The organism is Rhizobium esperanzae (genome assembly GCF_002204185.1).
GTDB lineage: Bacteria > Pseudomonadota > Alphaproteobacteria > Rhizobiales > Rhizobiaceae > Rhizobium > Rhizobium esperanzae.
Genome location: NZ_MXPU01000001.1, coordinates 17,869 through 40,175, shown reverse-complemented (window position 1 = coordinate 40,175; position 22,307 = coordinate 17,869). Strand labels below are relative to the sequence as shown.

At 62.8% G+C, this 22,307-nt stretch carries 19 protein-coding genes; 11 read left to right on the top strand and 8 right to left on the bottom strand.

The annotated features are described in order from the left end of the window. Positions 1-15: 15 nt before the first annotated feature. Entirely contained in the window at positions 16-516 is a 501-nt protein-coding gene (locus B5E41_RS00175) for an RrF2 family transcriptional regulator (protein ID WP_088390118.1), read from the bottom strand. A gap of 128 nt (positions 517-644) precedes the next feature. On the opposite strand from B5E41_RS00175, the gene B5E41_RS00170 reads away from it, so the two are divergent. The 3 genes from B5E41_RS00170 to pdeM are packed head-to-tail and all read left to right on the top strand — an operon-like array spanning position 645 to position 4,581. Further along, entirely contained in the window at positions 645-1,277 is a 633-nt protein-coding gene (locus B5E41_RS00170; protein WP_064800583.1) for a YitT family protein, read from the top strand. Between the two features lie 48 nt (positions 1,278-1,325). After that, positions 1,326-3,830, top strand: a complete 2,505-nt coding sequence (locus B5E41_RS00165; RefSeq protein ID WP_088390116.1) for a ligase-associated DNA damage response DEXH box helicase — start codon at positions 1,326-1,328, stop codon at positions 3,828-3,830. A 25-nt stretch (positions 3,831-3,855) separates the two neighbouring features. Next, positions 3,856-4,581: a ligase-associated DNA damage response endonuclease PdeM gene (pdeM, locus tag B5E41_RS00160; RefSeq protein ID WP_088390114.1), complete on the top strand. Its 726-nt coding sequence runs from the start codon at positions 3,856-3,858 to the stop codon at positions 4,579-4,581. A 42-nt stretch (positions 4,582-4,623) separates the two neighbouring features. Here the strand turns inward: pdeM and B5E41_RS00155 are convergent, their stop codons facing one another. Beyond that, on the bottom strand, positions 4,624-5,205 hold the full coding sequence (locus tag B5E41_RS00155; RefSeq protein WP_088390112.1) for a transglycosylase SLT domain-containing protein: 582 nt from the start codon (positions 5,203-5,205) through the stop codon (positions 4,624-4,626). 283 nt (positions 5,206-5,488) lie between these two features. Continuing rightward, positions 5,489-6,046, bottom strand: a complete 558-nt coding sequence (locus B5E41_RS00150; protein WP_088390110.1) for a dihydrofolate reductase family protein — start codon at positions 6,044-6,046, stop codon at positions 5,489-5,491. Positions 6,047-6,247: 201 nt separating this feature from the next. Between B5E41_RS00150 and B5E41_RS00145 the strand changes: the two genes are divergently transcribed. Both B5E41_RS00145 and B5E41_RS00140 read left to right on the top strand, forming a co-directional pair. After that, the gene (locus B5E41_RS00145; protein WP_088390108.1) at positions 6,248-6,856 is read left to right on the top strand and encodes a TetR/AcrR family transcriptional regulator; all 609 of its coding nucleotides are present in this window, start codon (positions 6,248-6,250) and stop codon (positions 6,854-6,856) included. Positions 6,857-6,867: 11 nt separating this feature from the next. Further along, positions 6,868-7,155 (top strand): YciI family protein, encoded by a 288-nt coding sequence (locus B5E41_RS00140; protein ID WP_088390106.1) that lies wholly within the window; start codon positions 6,868-6,870, stop codon positions 7,153-7,155. A gap of 35 nt (positions 7,156-7,190) precedes the next feature. Here B5E41_RS00140 and B5E41_RS00135 read toward each other — a convergent pair whose 3' ends face one another. The 4 genes from B5E41_RS00135 to B5E41_RS00120 form a co-directional block, all read right to left on the bottom strand. Next, the gene (locus tag B5E41_RS00135; RefSeq protein ID WP_088390104.1) at positions 7,191-7,991 is read right to left on the bottom strand and encodes a TIGR02186 family protein; all 801 of its coding nucleotides are present in this window, start codon (positions 7,989-7,991) and stop codon (positions 7,191-7,193) included. Then, positions 7,991-8,914, bottom strand: a complete 924-nt coding sequence (locus B5E41_RS00130; RefSeq protein WP_088390102.1) for a sulfite exporter TauE/SafE family protein — start codon at positions 8,912-8,914, stop codon at positions 7,991-7,993. The genes B5E41_RS00135 and B5E41_RS00130 overlap by 1 nt, the downstream gene beginning before the upstream one ends. 297 nt (positions 8,915-9,211) lie before the next feature. Then, positions 9,212-12,955 carry a peptidoglycan-binding protein gene (locus tag B5E41_RS00125; RefSeq protein ID WP_088390725.1) on the bottom strand — a complete coding sequence of 1,248 codons (3,744 nt, stop codon included), beginning with the start codon at positions 12,953-12,955 and terminating at the stop codon, positions 9,212-9,214. A 340-nt stretch (positions 12,956-13,295) separates the two neighbouring features. Beyond that, entirely contained in the window at positions 13,296-13,979 is a 684-nt protein-coding gene (locus B5E41_RS00120) for a DNA-3-methyladenine glycosylase I (protein ID WP_088390100.1), read from the bottom strand. A 432-nt stretch (positions 13,980-14,411) separates the two neighbouring features. Here B5E41_RS00120 and B5E41_RS00115 point away from each other — a divergent pair, with 432 nt between their 5' ends. The 4 genes from B5E41_RS00115 to B5E41_RS00095 all read left to right on the top strand — a co-directional run bounded on the left by B5E41_RS00115 (position 14,412) and on the right by B5E41_RS00095 (position 20,634). Beyond that, positions 14,412-16,208, top strand: a complete 1,797-nt coding sequence (locus B5E41_RS00115) for an acyl-CoA dehydrogenase C-terminal domain-containing protein (RefSeq protein ID WP_088390098.1) — start codon at positions 14,412-14,414, stop codon at positions 16,206-16,208. A gap of 81 nt (positions 16,209-16,289) precedes the next feature. Next, positions 16,290-17,498, top strand: a complete 1,209-nt coding sequence (locus B5E41_RS00110; RefSeq protein WP_088390096.1) for an acetyl-CoA C-acetyltransferase — start codon at positions 16,290-16,292, stop codon at positions 17,496-17,498. A gap of 248 nt (positions 17,499-17,746) precedes the next feature. Next, positions 17,747-19,963: a 3-hydroxyacyl-CoA dehydrogenase NAD-binding domain-containing protein gene (locus B5E41_RS00105; protein WP_088390094.1), complete on the top strand. Its 2,217-nt coding sequence runs from the start codon at positions 17,747-17,749 to the stop codon at positions 19,961-19,963. Positions 19,964-20,424: 461 nt separating this feature from the next. After that, a complete protein-coding gene (locus tag B5E41_RS00095) occupies positions 20,425-20,634 on the top strand; it encodes a cold-shock protein (protein ID WP_088390723.1) in 210 nt (69 codons plus the stop codon). Between the two features lie 163 nt (positions 20,635-20,797). Here B5E41_RS00095 and B5E41_RS00090 read toward each other — a convergent pair whose 3' ends face one another. After that, the gene (locus tag B5E41_RS00090; RefSeq protein WP_088390092.1) at positions 20,798-21,298 is read right to left on the bottom strand and encodes a MarR family winged helix-turn-helix transcriptional regulator; all 501 of its coding nucleotides are present in this window, start codon (positions 21,296-21,298) and stop codon (positions 20,798-20,800) included. A 58-nt stretch (positions 21,299-21,356) separates the two neighbouring features. On the opposite strand from B5E41_RS00090, the gene B5E41_RS00085 reads away from it, so the two are divergent. After that, positions 21,357-21,761 carry a GFA family protein gene (locus tag B5E41_RS00085; RefSeq protein ID WP_088390090.1) on the top strand — a complete coding sequence of 135 codons (405 nt, stop codon included), beginning with the start codon at positions 21,357-21,359 and terminating at the stop codon, positions 21,759-21,761. A 102-nt stretch (positions 21,762-21,863) separates the two neighbouring features. Beyond that, a complete protein-coding gene (locus tag B5E41_RS00080; RefSeq protein ID WP_088390088.1) occupies positions 21,864-22,307 on the top strand; it encodes a YybH family protein in 444 nt (147 codons plus the stop codon).

Sequence of the window (22,307 nt, the reverse complement as noted above, 5' to 3'; positions counted from 1 at the left end):
CTCCTGTGTTGTGGCTCAACGAGCCGTTTTGCGTTCATGGATTTCAAGGAAGGCGCAGCCTCGGGCTGCGATCGATCCGTCGTCGAGAGCGGCGAGTTCGACGCCGAGATCGGCAATGCTCGTCTTGGCGAGTTCGGCCCGGTAGACCCGTTCGGCCCGCAGCATCGCTGCGCTGATGTTGCAGGGCTTGGCGAAGAAGCGGTCGGAAACCGGGTTGGGGCCGCGCTGGCGGATTTCGGCGCAGCGGAAGGCCGGAGCCGTCCCTTCGACCGCAAGCAATATGTCGAGCAGCGAAATCGTCGCCGGCGCCTTCGCCAACCGGTAGCCGCCCTTCGGCCCCGGCACAGTATCGAGGATGCCGGCGCCCGACAGCGCCTGCAGATGTTTGAGCAGGTAGCTCGTCGAAACGCCGTGGAATTCCGCCAGCGCGGCGGCCGACAGCACGCCGCCTTCGGAGAGGCCGGAGAGCATGGCGACGCTGTGAATGGCCTGCTCGACTCCATCGCTCATTTTCATCGACGCCGTCTCCTCAATTCATGGATAAAATATATCCACGATTATATGCGCTGTCAACGGCGTCTCGCTGGGCACTTGTCTTTATCCCTGCGCCGGATAGAAAACAGCAAAGCCGACAGGGGAACATCATGGCATCCAATGCCTTCGCAGGCCTTCTGAATTCCAGCGCCGATCGCCATTCGCTGTTCGACGATGCGCAGGGCATCGTCGCCGGCAGCATGCTCGCCGTGCTCGGCGTCACGCTGCTTTCCGGCGCGGGGCTGCTGGCCGGTGGCACCGCGGGGCTTGCGTTCCTCGTTCATTACGCCACGGGGATAAGTTTCGGTCTCTGCTTCTTTGCGGTAAACCTGCCCTTCTATTATATCGCCTTCCGCCGTCTGGGGCCTGCCTTCACTATCAAGACCTTCGTCGCGATCGGGCTGACCTCGGTCCTATCCGAATTCGTGCCCGGCTTCATCGGCGTGACGCATGTCCATCCGGTTGCCGGAGCGCTCTTCGGCGGCCTCGTCATTGCGGCCGGCATGCTGGCGCTCTTCCGCCACCGCGCCAGCCTCGGCGGCATCGGCATCCTCGCCCTCTATATTCAGGATCGCTTCGGCTGGCGCGCCGGCCTCGTTCAGCTCGGCTTCGACGGCATCGTGCTGGCGCTTTCCTTCTTCGTCGCCAGCCCCTTCATCATCGCCTGTTCGGTGCTCGGCGCCGTCGTGCTCAACCTGACGCTCGCCATCAATCACCGCAAGGACCGCTATATCGCGATGTAAGCGCGCGGACGCTCTTCTTTTTCCCTACTATTTCACTACCTTCAAGGCGTGGACCAGATCGATTCCGAAGCCTTGCTGCCTGCCGCCTTTACCCGCTGGTTTGCGGAAAAGGGCTGGCGCCCGCGCGCCCATCAGCTGGAGTTGCTCGCCCGCGCCGGGGCCGGTCAAAGCACGCTGCTGATCGCGCCGACCGGCGCCGGCAAGACGCTGGCCGGTTTCCTGCCCTCGCTCACCGATCTCACCCGCCGCGGCCGCATTCCGCCCGGCTCCGCCTTCACCGGCATCCATACGCTCTATGTATCGCCACTGAAGGCGCTGGCGATCGATATCGAGCGCAACCTGATGAAGCCGGTCGGGGAGATGGGCCTGCCGGTCACGGTGGAAAACCGCACCGGCGATACGCCGAACGCCAAGCGCCAGCGCCAGAAGCTCAGCCCTCCGGATATTCTGCTGACGACGCCCGAACAGGTCGCCCTGCTGCTGGCGAACCGCGAGGCCGAGCGCTTCTTCAAGGACCTGAAATATGTCGTGCTCGACGAGCTGCATTCGCTCGTCACCTCCAAGCGCGGCCATATGCTGTCGCTCGGCCTTGCGCGCCTGCGTCGCCTTGCCCCCGAGCTGAAGACCATCGGGCTGTCGGCGACCGTAGCCGAGCCGATGGACTTGCAGAAATGGCTGGTCGCCCAGGAGGAGGGGAGGGAGCATCATGCCGGTCTCGTCGTCGTCGAAGGCGGCGCCAAACCCGATATTTCGATCTTGTCGACCGACGAGCGCATTCCCTGGGCCGGCCATTCCGCCAAATATGCCATTCCCGACGTCTATCGGCAGCTCCTCGAACACCAGACGACGCTGCTCTTCGTCAATACCCGCAGCCAGGCGGAGATGCTGTTCCAGGAACTCTGGACGATCAATGACGACAACCTGCCGATCGCGCTCCACCACGGCTCGCTCGATGTCGCGCAGCGCCGCAAGGTCGAGGCGGCGATGGCCGAAAACCGGCTGCGCGCCGTCGTCGCCACCTCCACCCTCGATCTCGGCATCGACTGGGGCGATGTCGATCTCGTCATCCATGTCGGCGCGCCGAAGGGCGCCTCGCGTCTTGCCCAGCGCATCGGCCGCGCCAACCACCGCATGGACGAGCCTTCGAAGGCGATCCTCGTGCCGGCCAATCGTTTCGAGGTCATGGAATGCCAGGCCGCCCTCGACGCCAATTATATCGGCGCCCAGGACACGCCGCCCGTCGGCCGCGGCGCGCTCGATGTGCTCGCCCAGCACGTGCTCGGCATGGCCTGCGCTGAGCCTTTCGACATGCTGGAACTCTACGACGAAGTCACCAGCGCCTCACCTTATGCCGATCTCAGCTGGGAGACCTTCGAGCGCGTCGTCGATTTCGTCGCGACCGGCGGTTATGCGCTGAGGACTTACGAGCGCTACGCCCGCATCCGTAAAACCAAGGAGGGGCGCTGGCGCGTGTCAAATCCGGCCGTCGCCCAGCAATACCGCCTCAACCTCGGGACGATCGTCGAAAGCCCGATGCTGAACATCCGCATGGTCAAGCGCGGCGAGGGCGGCAGGATCGGCCGCGGCGGCGCGACGCTGGGGAAGGTCGAGGAATATTTTCTGGAGCAATTGTCGCAGGGCGACACATTCATCTTTTCGGGCAAGGTGCTGCGTTTCGAAGGCATCCGCGAAAATGAATGCCTGGCCTCTCAGGCCTTTTCGCTCGATCCGAAGATCCCGGCTTATAATGGTGGCAAGTTTCCGCTGTCGACTTATCTCGCCGAGCAGGTGCGAGGGATGATCGCCGATCCCGACCGCTGGCGCCACCTGCCGGATCAGGTGCGCGACTGGCTGTCGCTGCAGACCGACAAGTCGATGCTGCCGAAGCGCGACGAGTTCCTGATCGAAACCTTCCCGCGCGGCAGCCGCGGCTACATGGTCGCCTATCCCTTCGAAGGCCGTCTCGCCCACCAGACGCTCGGCATGCTGCTTACGCGCCGGCTGGAGCGGGCCGGCGCCAAGCCGCTCGGCTTCGTCGCCACCGATTATTCGCTGGCCGTCTGGGGTCTCGAGGATATGGGACTGATGATCGGCAACGGCCGGCTCAGCCTCTCCGATCTCTTCGACGAAGATATGCTCGGCGACGATCTCGAAGCCTGGCTCGCCGAATCCTTCCTGTTGAAGCGCACCTTCCGCAATTGCGCCGTGATTGCAGGCTTGATCGAGCGCCGCCATCCCGGCAAGGAAAAGAGCGGCCGCCAGATCACCGTCTCGGCCGATCTGATCTATGACGTGCTGCGCAGCCATGAGCCGGATCACATCCTGCTGCAGGCAACGCGCCAGGATGCGGCGACGGGGCTTTTGGATATAAGCCGTCTTGGCGATATGCTGATGCGAATCAAGGGCCACATCACCCATCGCCCGCTCGACCATATTTCTCCACTCGCCGTGCCGGTGATGCTGGAGATCGGACGCGAGGCGGTGCCGGGCGAGGCCCATGACGCATTGCTTGCCGAGGCGGCAGACGATTTGATCGCCGAAGCGCTGGCCTGAGACCTGTTGGGAATAAAAGATCGTGATGAACCGCCTGGCGCTCGCGCGCGACATTTCAGGACTGGCCGCGGTGCCGGGCATCGAGACATCGATCCACGGCATTGCCGCCGTCTGCGATCCGCTCGGCGCTCTCTATCTGCCGGATGCCGGCCTGCTCGTCGTCTCCGATCTGCACCTGGAAAAAGGCGCGGCCTTCGCCCGCCGCGGCATGATGCTGCCGCCTTACGATACGCTGGCGACCCTGACCGTGCTGGCCGCCGTCATTTCGCGCTATGATCCGAAGCTCGTCGTCTCGCTCGGCGATAATTTCCACGACCGTATCGGCTCTGCGCATCTGCCGGAAAACTTCCGCGCGCTGATCGTCGGCATGGCGCGCGGCCGCGAATGGATCTGGGTCAATGGCAATCACGATCCCGATGGCGTCGTCGATCTGCCCGGCGCTTCCGTCGACGAGGTGCATTATGCCGGCCTGACCTTCCGCCACGAGCCGAGAAACGGCTTGCAGAGCGGCGAGATCGCTGGCCATCTTCATCCTTCGGCGACCGTGCGCCGCCGGGAACGATCCATCCGCCGTCCCTGCTTCGCCACCGACGGCGCCCGCCTCCTGATGCCGGCCTTCGGCGTCATGAGCGGCGGTCTCGACCTCGGCCATCAAGCGATGACAGGCCTTTTCGACAAGGAATCGCTGATCGCGCATCTGTTGGGACGCGATCGGATCTATTCGGTCCGGTACGGGAATTTGCGTGGGTAGCGTCTGTCCTCGATGGGGTGTGCCACACGGCGCCCCTTGAACTCAATCGCACCCCTGCAATTGCTGCTGATATGTTCCCGCCATTCGCGCGAACTTCTGCGCCGTCTGCTGCAATTGCCCGTTCGAGCGCCAGTCGCCGCGCTTGTATCCCGTCGGCCCGGAATAATAGGCAAGATAGAGGTTAAAGGCATCGTTCAGCGGAATGCCGGTGTCCACGCTGTTCTGGTAATGATACCAGCCGATGAAATCGATCGCGTCGGTAAAATTCGTCCGCCGCGCCGCCCAGTTCCCCGTCTGCGACTGATAGTGATCCCATGTCCCGTCGAGCGCTTGCGAATAGCCGTAGGCCGTCGACGGCCGGGTCCAGGGAATGAAGCCGAAGAGCTTGGTGCGCGGCGGCCGCGCATAGGGCTGGAAGCCGGATTCGGTGTACATCGTCGCCATCAGGATCGGTACGGGCACGCCGTATTTCTTCTCCGTGCGCTCGGCCGCCCTCTGCCAGCTGGAGAAAAGCCCTTCGCGCTGATCGAAGACGGCGCAGATGTTCCTCGTCTGCTTCGGCGCCGTCGCGCAGCCGGCAAGCAGCGCGAGACCCACGGCCGTCAGAACGATACGAGTACGCATAACAGAACCTCTCGTTTCCGAGAGATTACTAACTCGTAAATGTTAAAAACCGGTTTTTAGTCGAATACGAGCTTTTCCAAAGGGCAATCATGAAAACCCCTCCCCAACCCCTCACCACAAGGGGGGCTAACGCGCTGCGCCAACTGGGAAGACGTCAGCCTTTCCGCGGATGCAAGGGTGAAATGGAAAGCAGCGGCGGCATATAAGCCCCTCCCCCTTGTGGGGGAGGGGTTGGGGAGGGGTCTTCACACCCAGGAACTAGACAGCCATGAGCCACAGCCCGCTACGACCTGACGGGCTCGTAGCGCAGGATCACTGCGCCGCTTTGCGTGGTCGCGGATTCAATGAGCCTCAACGGCACTTGGGCCTCGTTTGCTTTGAAAAGCGGATTGCCGCCGCCGAGAATGACCGGCACCAGGCAGACTCTGATCTCATCGATGAGGTTGGCCCTCAGCAGGCTGTCGGCCAGCGCGGCGCTGCCGAAGATGAAGATCGTCTTGCCGTCCTCCTGCTTCAGCCTGGTCAATTCGGGGATGGGATCGCTGACGATACGGGCATTGTTCCAGCCAGGATCGGTCATCGTTCGAGAGACCGCGATCTTGGCGATGCCGTTCATATAGGATTTGATCTTGTCTTCGTCCTCGGCTGTGGGCCAGTAGGCGGCCATGCCCTCATAGGTCTTGCGGCCGAAGACCAGGAGATCGCCTTCCTCGCCGAACTGCTCTGCATAGCGCTTGAGCTCTGGCCCCCAGGCGAGATTGTGGAAGTCGATCTCCCACGATTTCGTTCCCTCGAAATAGCCATCGAGCGTCATCAGGTTCCAGACGACAAGCTTCCGCATTTCATCCTCCTCGGGTAAAACTGCTTTCAATAAGCAACTGGTTTACGATAGCTAAACTGATTGCGATACGCAAGTGGTTTGAGAAACGAGACGGGCTGCCGACAAGAAGTTCCGGCGCTTGACGCTTCTAGGTCAATTGTCCTAATACCTAGGTCAATCGACCTACGAGTCGTGGCTTCGCGGACAAATGGGAGAATGAAAATGGTTGCTGCGGCCACCCGACAGCAGATTGTCGAAGCAGCCGACAGGCTTTTCTACGAGAGAGGCTTCGAAGCGACCTCCTTTGCCGACATCGCGGGAACAGTCGGACTCTCGCGAGGCAATTTTTATTATCACTTCAAGACGAAGGACGAGCTTCTCGATGCGGTGATCACCCATCGCCTCCTCAAAACCAGGTCAATGCTCGATGGGTGGGAAGCGAAAGCCGAGGCACCTGACGAGCGTATTCTCAGCTTCGTCAATCTCCTCATCGTGAATCAGACGAAGATCATGGCGCACGGTTGCCCGGTCGGCACGCTTTGCGGCGAACTCGCCAAGCTCGATCACATTGCCAAGAGCCGTGCTGCCGAACTTTTCGATCTGTTTCGCCATTGGCTCTCACGTCAATTCCGTGCGTTTGGCCGCGAGGCTGAAGCCGATGCGCTTGCCATGCACATTCTGATGCGAAGCCAAGGGGTCGCGACGCTTGCGGCCGCCTATTGCGACGAAATCTTTGTTCGAAACGAGGTGGAAAATATGCGCGCGTGGCTGGCGGCGCAGCGGCCCGGAACACCCGTCTTTCCCGAAACCCATTCCCAACAGCATTCCTAAGGAGCCCTTGGATGTTTTTCATTACGCTGAAGTTTTCTGATGGCAAGGCCAAAGCGCCCTTTCTGATGGAGGCGCACAATGCCTGGCTCAAACGTGGCTTCGACGACGGGATTTTTCTTCTCGCGGGCGGCCTTCAGCCGAGCGCAGGTGGAGCGGTCGTCGCTCACAACACCTCGCGCGCCGAACTCGAAACTCGGATCCGGCAGGATCCTTTTGTAGCGGAAGGCGTCGTCAGCGCCGATATTCTGGAAATTGCCCCCGCCCGCGTCGATGAGCGGCTCGCCTTCCTGAAGACATAAGACAAGGGCACGATGATTTTGCCGTCGGCGCCGGATCATTCCTTGCGGAAGATCAGGCTGGCCCCCCAGCCGGTGACGACGGCGAGCGCCACGGCCGCAAAGCCGTAGAGGATTGGCTGATCATGGGCCGCATCGGTGATCGTCTGTTCGATGCCCGTCTTGATGACGCGCAGCGGCAGCGATTTATCGGTAATGAGATTGCCGCTCTTGAAGAGATAGGCGCGCACCGTGTGCACCCCATTCGGAATATTTGCCGGCAGGCGCAGACTCGCCTTGAAGAGGTTCGATGAAACGAACCGCACGCCGCTCGGGTTGCGGTCATAAAGCGCGCCGCCCTGCTGCAGCCGCAGGAAAGCCTGACGGAACTCGCCGAGATTGCTGCCGTCGCCGACGAAGCCGACCGGCGTCAGCGGAATGTGGTCGATGCCGATCCCCTGATCGGTCAGTTCGAGCGGCGTCGTCAGGTCGTCGATCATGCGCGAGCTCGACATCGAATAGGAATGCGGCACGGCCTCGAAAGTCATCGAGCGCCTGTTGACCCAGATGCCGAAGACGCGTTCCTTCTTGCGCACCGTTGCGTCCTCGCGCGGGCCTTCCAGCACCACCACCACGTCATACTGGCCAATGGCGAGCAGCAGTTGGTCGGTGTTCGAGAGCGCCCCGAAGATCGTCAGATCCGCGCCATGGAAATCCGAAGTGATGGCGATTTCGCTGGTCGAGGTGCCGATCTCCAACCCCTCGCGCACCGCTTCGGTTGCCTGCCCGGGCAGCCACTGCGCCCCGGCAACCGCCGGCAGCAGACACAGGAACAGGAGGAACGAGGCAAGCAGGCGCATCAGTTGCCGGTCCCCATCACCACCGAATAGACGTCCGCCGGGGTGACCACCAGTGCGATCGCCAGACGCAGGCCGACAGCCAGCACCAGCAGGCCGAGCAGCGCGCGCAGCTGTTCGCCGCGCAGCTTCTGGCCGACGCGCACGCCGTATTGCGCCCCGACGACACCCGCCACCATCAGGATGAAGGCAAGCACGATGTCGACGGAGAAGTTCGTCGCCGCCTGCACGATCGTCGTATAGGCGGTCACGAAGATGATCTGATAAAGCGAGGTGCCGACCACGACATTGGTCGGGATGCGCAGGAGGTAGATCATTGCCGGCACCATGATGAAGCCGCCGCCGACACCCATGATCGAGGTCAGGATGCCGATCGCAAAGCCGAGCGCAATGATCGGAATGACGCTGAGGAAAATCTTCGATTTCTTGAAGCGCACCTTGAGCGGCAGCTTGTGCACCCAGTGCTGGTGGCCCGGCTTGCGCGGTACGGGCGGCTCATTGCGTGCCGCCCGCCGCATGGCATTGATGCTTTCGAGCAGCATCAGCCCGCCAACCGTGCCGAGGAAGACGACATACATCAGCGAGATGATCAGATCGAGCTGGCCGATGGCGCGCAGCAGCGAAAAGATCCAGATGCCGACGGTCGCCCCTGAAAGACCGCCGAACAGAAGCACCGTGCCGAGCTTGACGTCGAGCGTGCCGCGCCGGAAATGGGTGATCGCACCTGAAATCGACGACGCCACGACCTGGTTGGCACCGGTGGCGACGGCGACGACGGGCGGGATGTTGTAGAAGATCAATAGCGGGGTGATGAGAAAACCGCCGCCGACGCCGAACATTCCAGACAGGAATCCGACGGCCGCCCCCATGCCGAGAATGATGAAGATGTTCACCGACAATTCTGCGATTGGCAGATAGATTGTCACAACCGACCCCGAATGATGACCGCTCCTGCCGGGCGGTTCCTGTCACGTCCCCGTTCGAATGCACACCATACTGTGAAATCGTTGCCAGAGGCTTTCGATCAGCCCTGATTGATGGAGATCGATGGCTGGAGATTCGGCGATGCGCGGATCGATATGTCCGGCATAATCGGGCTTTTTTCAGGTTTTGTGACGATGGTTGGAAAAATTCGGAAAAGCTTGCGGCAAAGCGCCGCGAAGCCGGTGAAGACCCTTGTGGGGAGGGGTCTTCACCGGCGGCTCGACCTCCGTCGACGCGCCTCAGATCGCCTTGGCGACTTGCTTGTTGCGTTCAAGCAGCGCCTTCACGGTCGCGTCGCTCACCTTGCCGTCCGGCTCCTGGCCGATCGACTTCTGGAAGCTCTTGATCGCTGCGACGGTTTTCGCCCCCATTTCGCCGTCCGGCACGCCGGCGTCGAAGCCGTTATTGTTGAGGATCGCCTGGATGTTGCGGATCGCCTTCTTCATGTCGACGGTTGCCGTCTTCATGCCCGTGCCGGCCCATTCGTCGGGAATGTCGATGCCGTTGGCGCGATGGTCGAGCGGTTCCGGCTTCCAGAGATCGGCCTTGGCGCGCGCGCGTTCGAGCTGGTCGGGCTTCATGGCATTGGCCACTTCGTCGCGTTTCTGTGCTGCATCCTTGTCGCCGGCCTTGGCGGCGATCGCAAACCACTTATAGGATTCTTCGAGATCGGCCGGAACGCCGTTGCCCCTCGCGCAGAGGATCGCCAGGTTGAACTGGCTGTCGGTGATGCCGAGATTGGCGGCCTTGGTAAACCACGAGGCCGCCGTCGCATAATCCTGCTGGCCGAGTGCGCCGGAGGCGTAGAGGACGGCGAGATTGTGCATGGCGCTGGCATTGCCCTGGTTCGCCGCCTGCTCGTAGAAGCCCTTCGCCTTGGCGATGTCGCGTTCGACGCCGTTGCCCTTCTCATACATGCTGCCGAGCCGATATTGTGCCGGGGCAAAACCCTTGTCGGCCGCAAGCTGGTACCAGCCTGCGGCCTGTTTCTGATCGACGGTCATGCCGTTGCGGCCGTCCGAATAGCGCGCGCCGATCTCGAATAGCGCGAGGGCGTCGCCGCTCTGCGCCGCATCGGCAAGTGATTTCGGCTGCACGCTGTCGGGAATGGTGATCGCTGCCTGCGGCGCGGGCGCGGCTGCGGTCGGGCTGTTCGCAGTGAAGCTCGATGTCTCCTGCGTTGCGACGGGCGAACCGGCGGGGGCAAAGGTCGCAGCCCCTTCGCCGTCGAGCGGCATCGCATCGGTCAGATGATCGCCGGCGGCAGGCGGGGTTGTTTCCGGCGCCCGATCGGTGGCCGGCGCGCTCGTCGTTGCAGCAGCGTTCATATCGGCAGCGCCGGTGTCCGGCTGGGCGGGTGTCGCCTCAGGCGAGACCGGCTGCGGGTTGTCCATCGCCCCCGTCAGTACCGAGACCTCGGCCGGCGGCTGCGGCGCCGGCTCGCCACTCGTCAGCGTCCGGGCCAACGGAAAGGCCATGATGGCGAGCAGAACGGCGCCGACGGCGAGAAGGATCGGCCGGCGGTAGCGCGAAAAGGCGCTGGTCTTGCCTGTTTTACCGATCTTGCCGGCCTTGGCGGCATTCGCGGCCTTCTTCTCGGCCTTGGCCGCCTGCTTCGGATTGGCGTCGACTTCCATTGCGGCTGCCTGCGCCGCCCGGCGCGCAGCGGCGATGTAATCGGCGCGATCGGTCTCGACGGTAGATTTGCCGCGTTGAGCACTCTGGCTGGCGCGCACCCGCTCGAGAATCTTCTTGACGTCGGGCGCGCCCGAACCCGGCTCGAGCAGTTCGTTCGCGGCATCCGTCTGCACCACGTCAGCGGGATCGATTGACGGGGCGGGGTCGATCATCGGTCGTTCGTTCGCCTGCGCCTCGGCTTTCGTGGCGGGCCGCAGCCGCTTGCCAAGGCTGGCGAGCAGGCTGGTTTTTGCCGGCGCCGGTGTCGGGGTCTCCGGCGTCCTCGTTGCGGCTTCGATGGCGATTGCGCTCGTCGCGCTCATGGCCGCAGCCTGGACTGGGGCGGCAGGTTCCGCCGCGACCTCTGCCGTGCGGATGACCGGAGAGGCTTTCGCTGCCGGGGCCGCCTCCGCCGCCTGGGCGGCTTCGGCCACCATCAGCGCATAGGGGTCGACATCGAAATCGACGTCGGCCACCGGCATCTGAGCGATCGGCCGTCCGCGCTCTTCCATGCCGTCGAGCCGGTCGGCGATGTGCACCAGCGTCTCGTGCAGCGCCTTGAAGGTCTTGTGCGTGCGCTCCTCGCTGTCGCGGCTGATATCCTCGAGATGGCGCAGATCCTCGGCCAGCGCCGCCAGTGCCGACATGTCGGCGGCGGGCACGCCGCCCTGCAGGCCGCCATTGCGCGAATAGGCCTCGACGACGGCTTCCGCCGCCTGCCGCGCCGCCTCGATGATATATTCGTCGCTCGTCGCCATATAGTCTTCGATCGCGCCCATGCGCCGGTCGAAGTCGGCCGGGATCGCGGCACTTTCGCGCGGCTCGCTCATCAGCGCCGAAAGATTGGCGATCTGGTCTTCAAGGTTTTTCAGCGCCCGCGGATCGGTCGGCGCCGCCGCTGTTGTTTCTTCCAGCCGGGCGGCGATGTCGCTCAGCCGGCCTTCGAGACGCTGGAAGGCCCTGTCGTCGATCGCCGCGGCAGGGGCGGGCTGCTGATAAGCCATCTCGTCGATGCGCCGAGCGAGATAATCGAGCCGCTGCGCCAGCACGTCATTGACCGCGCCATTCTCGAGCGCATCGATCTTGCGGGAGATGTCGGAAAGGGGGCCGGTGAGGTCGGGTTGCGCGGCCGCCTTTTGGGTGCGCTCCAACAGATAGGAAAGATGTTCCAGGCGCTCGTCGAGCCGGGACGTCGCTTCCGCCTTGGTCAACTCCTCGACACGCTCCGTCAGGGCTTCCAGCCGCATCGCCAGCTCGTCGGCCGGGTTTGCGCGGCTGGCCGCGTCATGGCTCATCAGGTCGATCTGGTCGGCGAGCGACGAGAGCCGGCTTTCCAGCCGCTGCAACAGCGTCGGATCGTTGCCGGCGGCCGCGCGTCCGCTGGCAGCAATCGCCCGGCTGATCTCGTCGAGCCGCGTGTCCATGGCCGCGAACTGCTCGGACATGATCCGGTCATGCGGCTGGATCATGTTGCCGAACTGCTCCATCGCCGTGGCGATGGCGATCAGCTTGTCTTCCAGCGCCCGCACCGCCGGGCTTTCGTCCATGCCGCCGAGATGGCGCTTGATGTCGTCGAGCCGGTAAGCGAGCGAAACGAGTTCTTCCTGCAGCCCCTCGGTATCGAGTGCCGCAAGCCGGCTCTCGACGCCGTCCCAGCGATTTTCCATATGGCGCAGCGATTCCTCCCGCGCCAGCCCGTCCATCAGCGAGCGCAGTTCCTCGAAATCCTCACGCAGGCCGGCAGCCTCCGGCCCGCTCGAGCGGCCGGTCAACTGGCTGATGCTCTGAGCTAGGCGGTTCATGTCGGCGCGGATGTCGTCGGCGAAGCGGCTGTCTCCGGCAGTCGCCTTGATCTCGCGCAGTTCGGCGCGCAGCGCGCTCATCTCGCGAGTCACGCCCTCGGAAATGTCGCGCTTCAGGTCCTGCCTGAGGTTGACGAGCGCCTGGGCGATCTCGGTCATCGTGTCGTCGCCGGCGCGCAAGGCGGTGGCGCGCGGTGCGGGGTCGCGCAGCTGGGTGGCCTGCTCGCGCCCATAGGAGCGTTCGCGGCCCTCTTCCAATGCGCGCTGGCGCTGGCGAATTTCCGCCAGGGGATCCGGCCGCGGCTCGAGCGGCGCTCGTGTGGGGCGCGGCGCATTGGAGGCCGCATAAGGATCGCGCTCGGCCGTTGGCGTGCGCGTCCGCTGATCGCGTCCGCTGCCCATCAGCCCTTCGATGCGCGCCTCCAGCCCTTCGATCGTGCGGTTCAGCGCATCGAGCGAGGTCCTGTCGGACTGTCGGGAAGGATTTGATCGCGATCCGTTCATCTTCTTGCTCGCTTCGACTGCTCGACCTCTCGTCAGAGCTCGATCCGTGGCTTTTCCGTCTGTGGCCCGCGCCTGTCGCGGGACCGGCGCGCCCTCGTCCATGAGAGGATAGCCAATTAGACTTTCCTCACGCTGGACGACGTAGTGGCATCCTTGGGGAACGCGAGACGGGGAAAAAGGAATGCGGATCACTACGGCTCAATCCGCACCTTTTACGAAACGTGGTAAACAAGCCGTTAAGATCGATCGGAATTTTTTTACGTTTGCGTCCAAAGGGCCATTTTAGGCGGCAATAGCTGTGAAATTCGCCGGATCGGATAGCCATCGTCCGACCGCAATCTCAGCGCGGCGCGTCGATTGAATAGGCGCTGATGCGCGAGAGATGGATGAAGGAAAGGCCGGTTTCGTCAGCCCAGTGGTTGAAGGCCTGTTGGATCAGCTGCTGATCCTTCTTGGTCGTACCGGACGAGGAGAGCGGCACGCCGGCCGATCTCAGGCAGGCGAGCACGTCCAGCGTGGCGACGAAGCTGTCGCGGCCGATGCCGCGGAGGAAATATTGGCCGGTCATGCCGCCGAGCCGGCTGCCGCGTTTGCTCAACAGGTCGAGAAGGCCGATCTGGTCTTCCCGCGGCCAGTCGGCGAAAAAGGCGCCGGCGCTGCCATGTTCCCTCGCCAGCTCTCTGACGAAGGCCGCATTGGCGCGAACCGACATGATCTTCGCGCCGTTGCGGATGATCCGCTCGTCCGATGTCAGCTCATGCCAGTAATCGTCGGGCGCGATATTCAGCGCCGCCGGATCGAAGCCGGAAAACGCCGCCTCGAAGCCCGGCCATTTCGCATCGATCACCTTCTGCACGAAGCCGCTATAGAAAATGCGGCGGGTCATGTCGGAAAGGATGCGGTCGTCCGGCATGGCGCGCAGCCGGTCGTGATCCGGCCGGTGTTTTTCCAGCAATGCCTGCAGCGCTGCCGCACCGCCTTTTCGCTGCTCCGCACGCTGCCTGATCGCCTCGAAACTGATCATCCCGCCGATCCCCCTCTGGCATTCCCGAATTGCGGATTGAACGATGGTTCCGTTTATAGGCCATTCCAGGATGGACAAGGAAGGGGAGATGACGTCTCCTCAGGCTGCTGCCAAATCATTATAAACCGCGCGACGTCATCCTCGGCCTTGTGCCGAGGATCTGCTCAGCTCGAATCAAGTATTTTCCGGTCAAGCAATTGCTGTGGTTAGATGGTCGGCACAGGGTCGAGCATGACGGAGAAGACTTTGTCAACAATCTGAGGAGATGACGTCTCTTCCTGGTGTTTCGTGACTCGTGGATTCGTGCCGTGGAATTTTTTCATGAAAAGAAGGCAGAGGTGCAGAATTTGACGTTTACGCAAACGTCAATATTTTGTAAGACAGTGCCCGAGGCCGGCTCGACCCGGTCAGTCGAATGGAGGAATTCGCGAAATGCCAGTCTATAAGGCCCCGGTGAACGATACGCTCTTCGTCCTGAACGACGTGCTGGGCCTCGAGCGCTACAACAATCTGCCGGGTTTTGCCGATGCCACGCCTGACATGATCGAGGCGATCCTCGGCGAGGCCGGAAAGGTTGCCGAGGAGGCGCTCTTCCCGGTGAATTATTCCGGCGATCAGGAAGGCTGTCATCGCCACGACGATGCCAGCGTCTCGACGCCGAAGGGCTTCCGAGAGGCTTACAAGGCCTATCGCGAAGGTGGCTGGATCGGTCTCGCTGTGCCGGAGGAATTCGGCGGGCAGGGGCTGCCCTACACGCTGCATTGCGCCGTCGGCGAATATACCTCTGCCGCCAACATGTCGCTGATGATGTATCCGGGCCTGACGCAGGGCGCGATCGCCGCGATCCTCGTCCATGGCACGCAGGAGCAGAAGCAGACTTACCTGCCGAAGATGGTGGACGGCTCCTGGTCGGGCACCATGAACCTGACCGAGCCGCATTGCGGCACCGATCTCGGCATGCTGCGCACCAAGGCGGTGCCGCAGGCGGACGGCAGCTATAAGATCTCCGGTCAGAAGATCTTCATCTCCGCCGGCGAACACGATCTGACCGACAATATCGTCCACCTGGTGCTGGCCCGTATCGAAGGCGCGCCCGAGGGCACCAAGGGCATCTCGCTGTTCATCGTCCCGAAATTTCTGGTCGGCAAGGATGGCGCGCTTGGCGCCCGCAACGCCGTTTCCTGCGGCGCGATCGAGCACAAGATGGGCATCCACGGCAATGCCACCTGTGTGATGAATTACGACCAAGCGACCGGTTTCCTGATCGGCGCCGAAAACCGCGGCCTCAACGCCATGTTCGTGATGATGAACGAGGCCCGCCTGATGGTCGGCCTGCAGGGCATCGCCATTTCCGAGATCGCCTATCAGAACGCCGCTGCCTATGCCCGCGACCGCATCCAGGGCCGCTCGCTGTCCGGCGTCAAGGCGCCGGATAAGAAGGCCGATCCGATCATCGTCCATCCCGATATCCGCCGGTCGCTGATGACCATCCGCGCCTTCAACGAGGCGGGCCGCGCCTTCTTGCTCTGGACCGCGCTGAAATCCGATATCGCCCACCGGGCCACCGACGAGAAGGAGCGCCAGACCGCCGACGACATTCTCGGCCTCGTCACTCCGATCCTTAAGGGCGTGATGACCGATCGCGGCTTCGATCACGCCGTCATGGCCCAGCAGGTGTTCGGCGGCCATGGCTATATCGAGGAACACGGCATGAGCCAGTATGTGCGTGATGCCCGCATCGCCATGATCTATGAAGGCGCCAACGGCATTCAGGCGCTCGATCTCGTCGGCCGCAAACTCGCCCTGAACGGCGGCCGCGCCGCCATGGCCCTCTTCAAGGAGATCGGCGATTTCTGCGAGGAAAACCGCAGCGACGAAAAACTCTCCTTCTTCACCAAGCACCTGAAAAAGGGCTTGAACGACGTCCAGGGCGCGACCATGTGGTTCATGCAGAACGCCATGGCCAAGCCCGACAATGCCGGCGCCGGCTCGACTGACTACATGCATCTCTTCGGCCTCGTCGTGCTCGGCTATATGTGGGTGAAAATGGCGAAGGCCGCCGAGGACGGCCTTGCGTCGGGTGACGCGAGCCGCGAGGATTTCCTGAGGAACAAGCTGGTGACCGCCCGCTTCTTCATGGAACGTATCATGCCGGAAACCGCGCTGCGCAAGGCCCGCATCGAAGCCGGCGCCGACACGATGATGGCGCTGGCTGCGGAAGCGTTTTGATTGTGTCCCCTTCTCCCCCGCTGGGGAGAAGGGAAAACACGAAATTCACCGGCGCCGCCGCGCCGTCAGGGAGATGAGGAAATGACCGAGGTTTTCATTTACGACCACGTCCGCACGCCGCGCGGCCGCGGCAAGAAGGATGGCGCGCTCCATGAGGTGCCCTCCGTCCGTCTGGCGGCCAAGACGCTGGAAGCGATCCGCGATCGCAACGGGCTCGACACGCGAACGGTCGACGACATCATCATGGGCTGCGTCGATCCGGTGATGGATGCCGGCGCCGTCATCCCCAAGGCCGCCGCCTTCGAAGCCGGTTATTCCACCCGTGCGCCCGGCATGCAGATCTCCCGCTTCTGCGCCTCCGGCCTCGATGCCGTCAATTTCGCCGCCGGCAAGATCGCCCAAGGCGCGGACGACATCGTCATAGCTGGTGGTGTGGAAAGCATGTCGCGTGTCGGCTTGGGCATGTCGGGCGGCGCCTGGTTCATGGATCCGTCGGTGAATTTCCCGGCCTATTTCATGCCGCAGGGCGTCTCGGCCGATCTCATCGCCACCAAATACGGTTTCAGCCGGACCGATGTCGACGCTTACGCCGTCGAGAGCCAGAAGCGCGCCGCCCATGCCTGGGAGCAGGGCTGGTTCGACAAGTCGGTCGTTCCGGTCAAGGATCAGAACGGCCTGACGATCCTCGATAAGGACGAGCACATGCGTCCCGGCACCGATATGCAGGCGCTCGCCTCCCTCAACCCGTCCTTCCAGATGCCCGGCGAGATGGGCGGCTTCGAGGCCGTCGGCATCCAGGCTCATCCCGAGATCGAACGGATCAACTATGTCCACCACGCCGGCAATTCCTCCGGCATCGTCGATGGCGCCGGCGCCGTGCTGCTCGGCTCCAAAGCCGGCGGTGAAAGCATGGGGTTGAAGCCGCGCGCCCGCATCAAGGCTTTCGCCAATATCGGCTCCGATCCGGCTTTGATGCTGACCGGGCCGGTCGACGTCACCGAGAAGCTGTTGAAACGGACCGGCATGAGCCTGTCGGATATCGACCTCTTCGAGCTGAACGAAGCCTTCGCCGCCGTCGTGCTGCGCTACATGCAGGCCTTCGACATCGACCACGACAGGATCAACGTCAATGGCGGCGCCATCGCCATGGGCCATCCGCTCGGCGCCACCGGCGCGATGATCCTCGGCACGGTGCTCGACGAGCTCGAACGCCGCGATCTCAACACCGCGCTGGTGACGCTCTGCATCGGCGCCGGCATGGGCACGGCAACAGTTATCGAACGCGTTTGAGATGCCGACCAGCGGAGCGAACCATGGGTTCAAAACGAGACGAAACGCCACTTCGAGCTTCGCAATCTCGACAAGGACATGGAGCAGGCCTCGGCTGAGGCATTCCGCGTCTCTCCGAAGGAGCATGCCCGGCGTCTCGGCAGCGAAAATCGATTCTTGCTGCTGTTTCTCGCTCTGGTCATCGGTGTCAGTTGCCTCGCGCTCGGCGTCTTTTGAAACCTTGGGAATTGAGGGAAGAGGAAATCCCGATGAGCAATTATACAAACTTCACGATCGAAACTGACGCCGATGGCATCGCTCTCGTCACCTGGGACATGCCCGGCAAATCGATGAACGTTTTCACCGCCGAGGTGATGGAAGAGCTCAATGCGATCATCGACGCCACCACCGCTGACGCCAGCGTCAAGGGTGTCGTCTTCACATCGGGCAAATCCTCCTTCTCCGGCGGCGCCGATCTTTCGATGATCAAGTCGATGTTCGGCGCCTATCAGGAGGAGAAGGCCAGGAACCCGGAATCGGCCGTCCGGACGCTCTTCGGTCTCGTCGGCCGCATGTCAGGTTTGTTCCGCAAGCTCGAAACCTCGGGCAAGCCCTGGGTTTCCGCCATCAATGGCACCTGCATGGGCGGCGCATTCGAACTGTCGCTCGCCTGCCACGGCCGCGTCGCCTCCAATGCCAAGAGCGTCAAGATCGCGCTGCCCGAGGTCAAGGTCGGCATCTTCCCCGGCGCCGGCGGCACCCAGCGCGTGCCGCGGCTGGCGAACGCCCAGGACGCGCTGCAGATGATGACGACGGGTCAGTCGCTGAGCGGCTCGCGCGCCAAGGCGATGAACCTCGTCCATCAGGTGGTCGAGCCGGATCAGCTGATCCCGGCCGCCAGGCAGATGATCAAGGACGGGCTGAATCCGGTCGCCCCCTGGGACGAGAAGGGCTTCAAGTTGCCGGGCGGCGGCATCTGGACGCCGGCCTCCGCCCAGCTCTGGCCGGCCGCGCCGGCGATCCTGCGCCGGGAAACATCGGGCAATTATCCGGCAGCACTCGCTATCCTGAAATGCGTCTATGAAGGCCTGCAGGTGCCATTCGATACCGGGCTGAAGATCGAGCAGCGTTATTTCACCGAGGTGCTGCAGACCCGCGAAGCCTTCTCGATGATCCGTTCGCTGTTCATCTCCATGCAGGAGCTCGGCAAGGGCGCCCGCCGCCCCGCCGGCATTGCCAAGACCGAGCTCAAGCATGTCGGCGTCGTCGGCGCCGGCTTCATGGGCGCCTCGATCGCCTATGTCACGGCAGCTGCCGGCATTCCGGTGACGCTGATCGACCGCGATATGGAAGCGGCGACCAAGGGTAAGGCCGTCTCCGAAGGGCTCGTCAAGGATTCTCTCGGTAAGGGACGGCTGACGCAGGACGAGGCGACAGCCCTTCTTGCCCGCATTACGCCTTCCGCCGATTATGCCGGTCTCGCCACCGCCGATCTCGTCATCGAGGCGGTGTTCGAGGATCGCGAAGTGAAGAAATCGGTCATCGAGGCGGTTGAAGCCGTGCTGCCGGAAGGGGCGATCTTCGCCTCCAATACCTCGACCCTGCCGATCACCGGACTGGCGAAGAATTCCAAGCGCCAGGCCGATTTCATCGGCATCCATTTCTTCTCGCCCGTCGAGAAGATGATGCTGACCGAGGTCATCCTCGGCAAGGAGACCGGCGACAAGGCGCTCGCCGTCGCGCTCGATTATGTCGCGGCGATCAAGAAGACGCCGATCGTCGTCAACGACACCCGCGGCTTCTTCGTCAATCGCTGCGTGCTGCGCTACATGTCGGAAAGCTACGACATGCTGATCGAGGGCGTGCCGCCCGTGATGATCGAGAATGCCGCCAAGATGGCCGGCATGCCGGTCGGCCCGCTGGCGCTGAATGACGAAGTCGCCATCGACCTGTCGCTGAAGATCCTCAAGGCCACCGTCGCCGATCTCGGCGAGAAGGCGATCGATCCCAGGCATATGGAGCTCATCTCCCGCATGGTCGAAAAGGAGGGCCGCTTCGGCCGCAAGAACTCCAAGGGTTTCTACGACTATCCCCCGAAACCGGCGAAGAAGTCGCTCTGGCCCGAGCTCAAGGACTTCTATCCGCAGAAGCAGGCGGATGAAGTTGATGTCGCCTTGCTGAAGCAGCGCTTCCTTGTCACCATCGCGCTTGAAGCCGCCCGCACCGTCGAGGAAGGCATCGTCACCGATCCGCGCGAAGCCGACGTCGGCTCGATCCTCGGCTTCGGCTTCGCGCCTTATACCGGCGGGGCGCTGAGCTATATCGACGGCATGGGCGTGAAGGCTTTTGTGGAGTTGGCGGAAAAGTTAGCCGAGACTTACGGAGAGCATTTCAGGCCGACACCGCTGCTGAAGGACATGGCCGCTAAGGGCGAGACGTTTTATGGGCGGTTCGATCCCTATGCAGGGGCGAAGGCAGCGGCGTAAGCGCGAATCGCGGGCTTGGTTTTAACGGGGCTATCTTTGCCGTTTTGCCGTGGCCGCCCCCCTCTGCCCTGCCGGGCATCTCCCCCACAGGTGGGGAGATCGCAAGTGGCTAAACCTTCCCGCCTTTCTACCGTTTCGCCCGGCGGACACCAGTTGTTTGGGGAAGCCGGTGCGCCCAGCCAATCTCCCCACCTGTGGGGGAGATGCCCGGCAGGGCAGAGGGGGGCTTACACGGCACGACGTTAGTGGACACCCCGCCAAGCCGAATTCGACTTTCCCTTGCCGACGCCTTGCCGCGGACACAATTTGCAATTACATGTCTCCGCATCGATCTTGCTAGATGAACTTTGAAACGGCGCTTGCGTCGTTCCTGGCGACCTTCCTCCAAAATCGGTTTTCATCGCCGCTTGGGCTTTGCCCGGGCTGCAATCTTCTATGAGCGATTCGAAAAGGATATCGTCATGAGCACAGGTACAGTAAAGTGGTTCAACGCAACCAAGGGCTTCGGCTTCATTCAGCCGGATGACGGCGCAGCCGACGTTTTCGTCCACATCTCCGCCGTCGAGCGTGCCGGCATGCGCGATCTCAAGGATGGCCAGAAGCTGTCCTACGATCTCGTCCGCGACAACAAGTCCGGCAAGATGTCGGCAGACCGCCTCCAGGCGGCCTAAATCTTGACGCGTCCTCTTGGACGCGTGGAGCTTTGAATATCACCTCCGGATCGTGACCACGGATGTACTGGCACGGTTCGTTGAGATGGCAGGGAAGGTCGGGTTAGCCCGGCCTTTTTGCGTTTCTGGCCGGCAGGCCAGAGGGGGCGCTCAGGGTGCGACCTCAGCCTCCGGACGCCCCGTCACTCTCCAGCATCGCCATCACCCGCGCCATGACAGTCCGCGCCGCATCGAGCTCAGCCGCTGTAAACGCGGCGCCGAGCCCATCCACCCATCCGGCTTGCGCCGCCTCGATCACCCCCAGCCGCGCCGCCCCTTCCGTCGTCAGCCGCACCAGCTTCGCCCGCTGGTGCTGCGGATTGTCGGCATAGGCGATCAGCCCTTCGCCCGCCAGCACATCAGCAAGCCGCTGCACACCCTGGCGGGCGAGGCCGAGCGCGCGGGCAATCTGCGCCACCGACATGTCGCCGCGCCGCGCCGCCGCCAGCACCTGCCAGCGCGCACTCGTCTGTCCCGCCGGCTTTGCCAGCCGATCGCCGGCCGCCGTCAGATGGCCGGCCAGACGCAGGGCCGTGATCGCGAAAGCGGAAAAGGCATCCCCTTCCACGGTCCGCTCCGGTCGATTTTGTTTGACAACATGTTGTCTATTCTGTATCTCGTCCATAATGACAATATATTGTCATATGCCGATAGCTGATGCAACGCCGAAGGAGGAGAGCGCCATGAAGAAAACCTACAGAGGAAGCTGCCATTGCGGTAAGGTACGCTACGAGGTGGACATGGACCTCGAGGCAGGCACCGGCCGCTGCAACTGTTCGATCTGCGCGAAGCGGCGCTATTGGGGCGCCAACGTCAAGCCGGAGGATTTCCGGCTGATGTGCGACGCGGCGGAAACCACAGACTACCAGTTCAACACGATGAGCGGCCATCACCGCTTCTGCCGCACCTGCGGCGTGCCTGCTTATGGCGACGGTTACGTCGAGGCCATCGGCGGCGCTTACGTCTCGATCAACATCGCCTGCCTGGATAATATCACGCCCGAGGAACTGGCGGCGCTGCCTGTCCGTTACGCCGATGGCAGGCACGATGCCTGGTGGAACGAGCCTGAAGTGACCAGTTATCTCTGAAGCAATTCCAGCAAAACGCGGAATGCCAAGATTGAAATGCATCATTGTCGGATCGTCCTCCTGCCGCGCGTCCTCTGTCCATAACGGAGAAGGAGAACGGCCGTGAAAGACGAAGCAAATGCCAGGCACGAGGAAGAGGCGGTCATCGCCATGCTGATGATGCGGGCCAAGGCGCTGGGAGAAAAGAACGCCGAGGAGGCGCTTTCCTACGAGGCCGAAGATTCCGTGGAATTTTCCCTGGCGCCGCCGCTGGTCATCAACGGCAAGGACGAGGCGGGCCTGCAGGCCTGGTTCGACACCTGGGAAGGTCCGATCGGCGGCGAAGTGCGCGATGCCAAACTGACGGTCGGCGAGGGTGTCGCTTTCTGGAGTGGCCTCACGCGGATGACCGGGACCAAGACCGATGGCACCGAAGTCGATCTCTGGTTCCGTCAGACCCTCGGCCTCGTCAAGCAGGATGGCCGCTGGCTGGTCGCCCACCAGCACGCCTCGGTGCCTTTCACCATGGATGGCAGCGGCCGGGCACTGCTGGATCTCCAGCCGTGA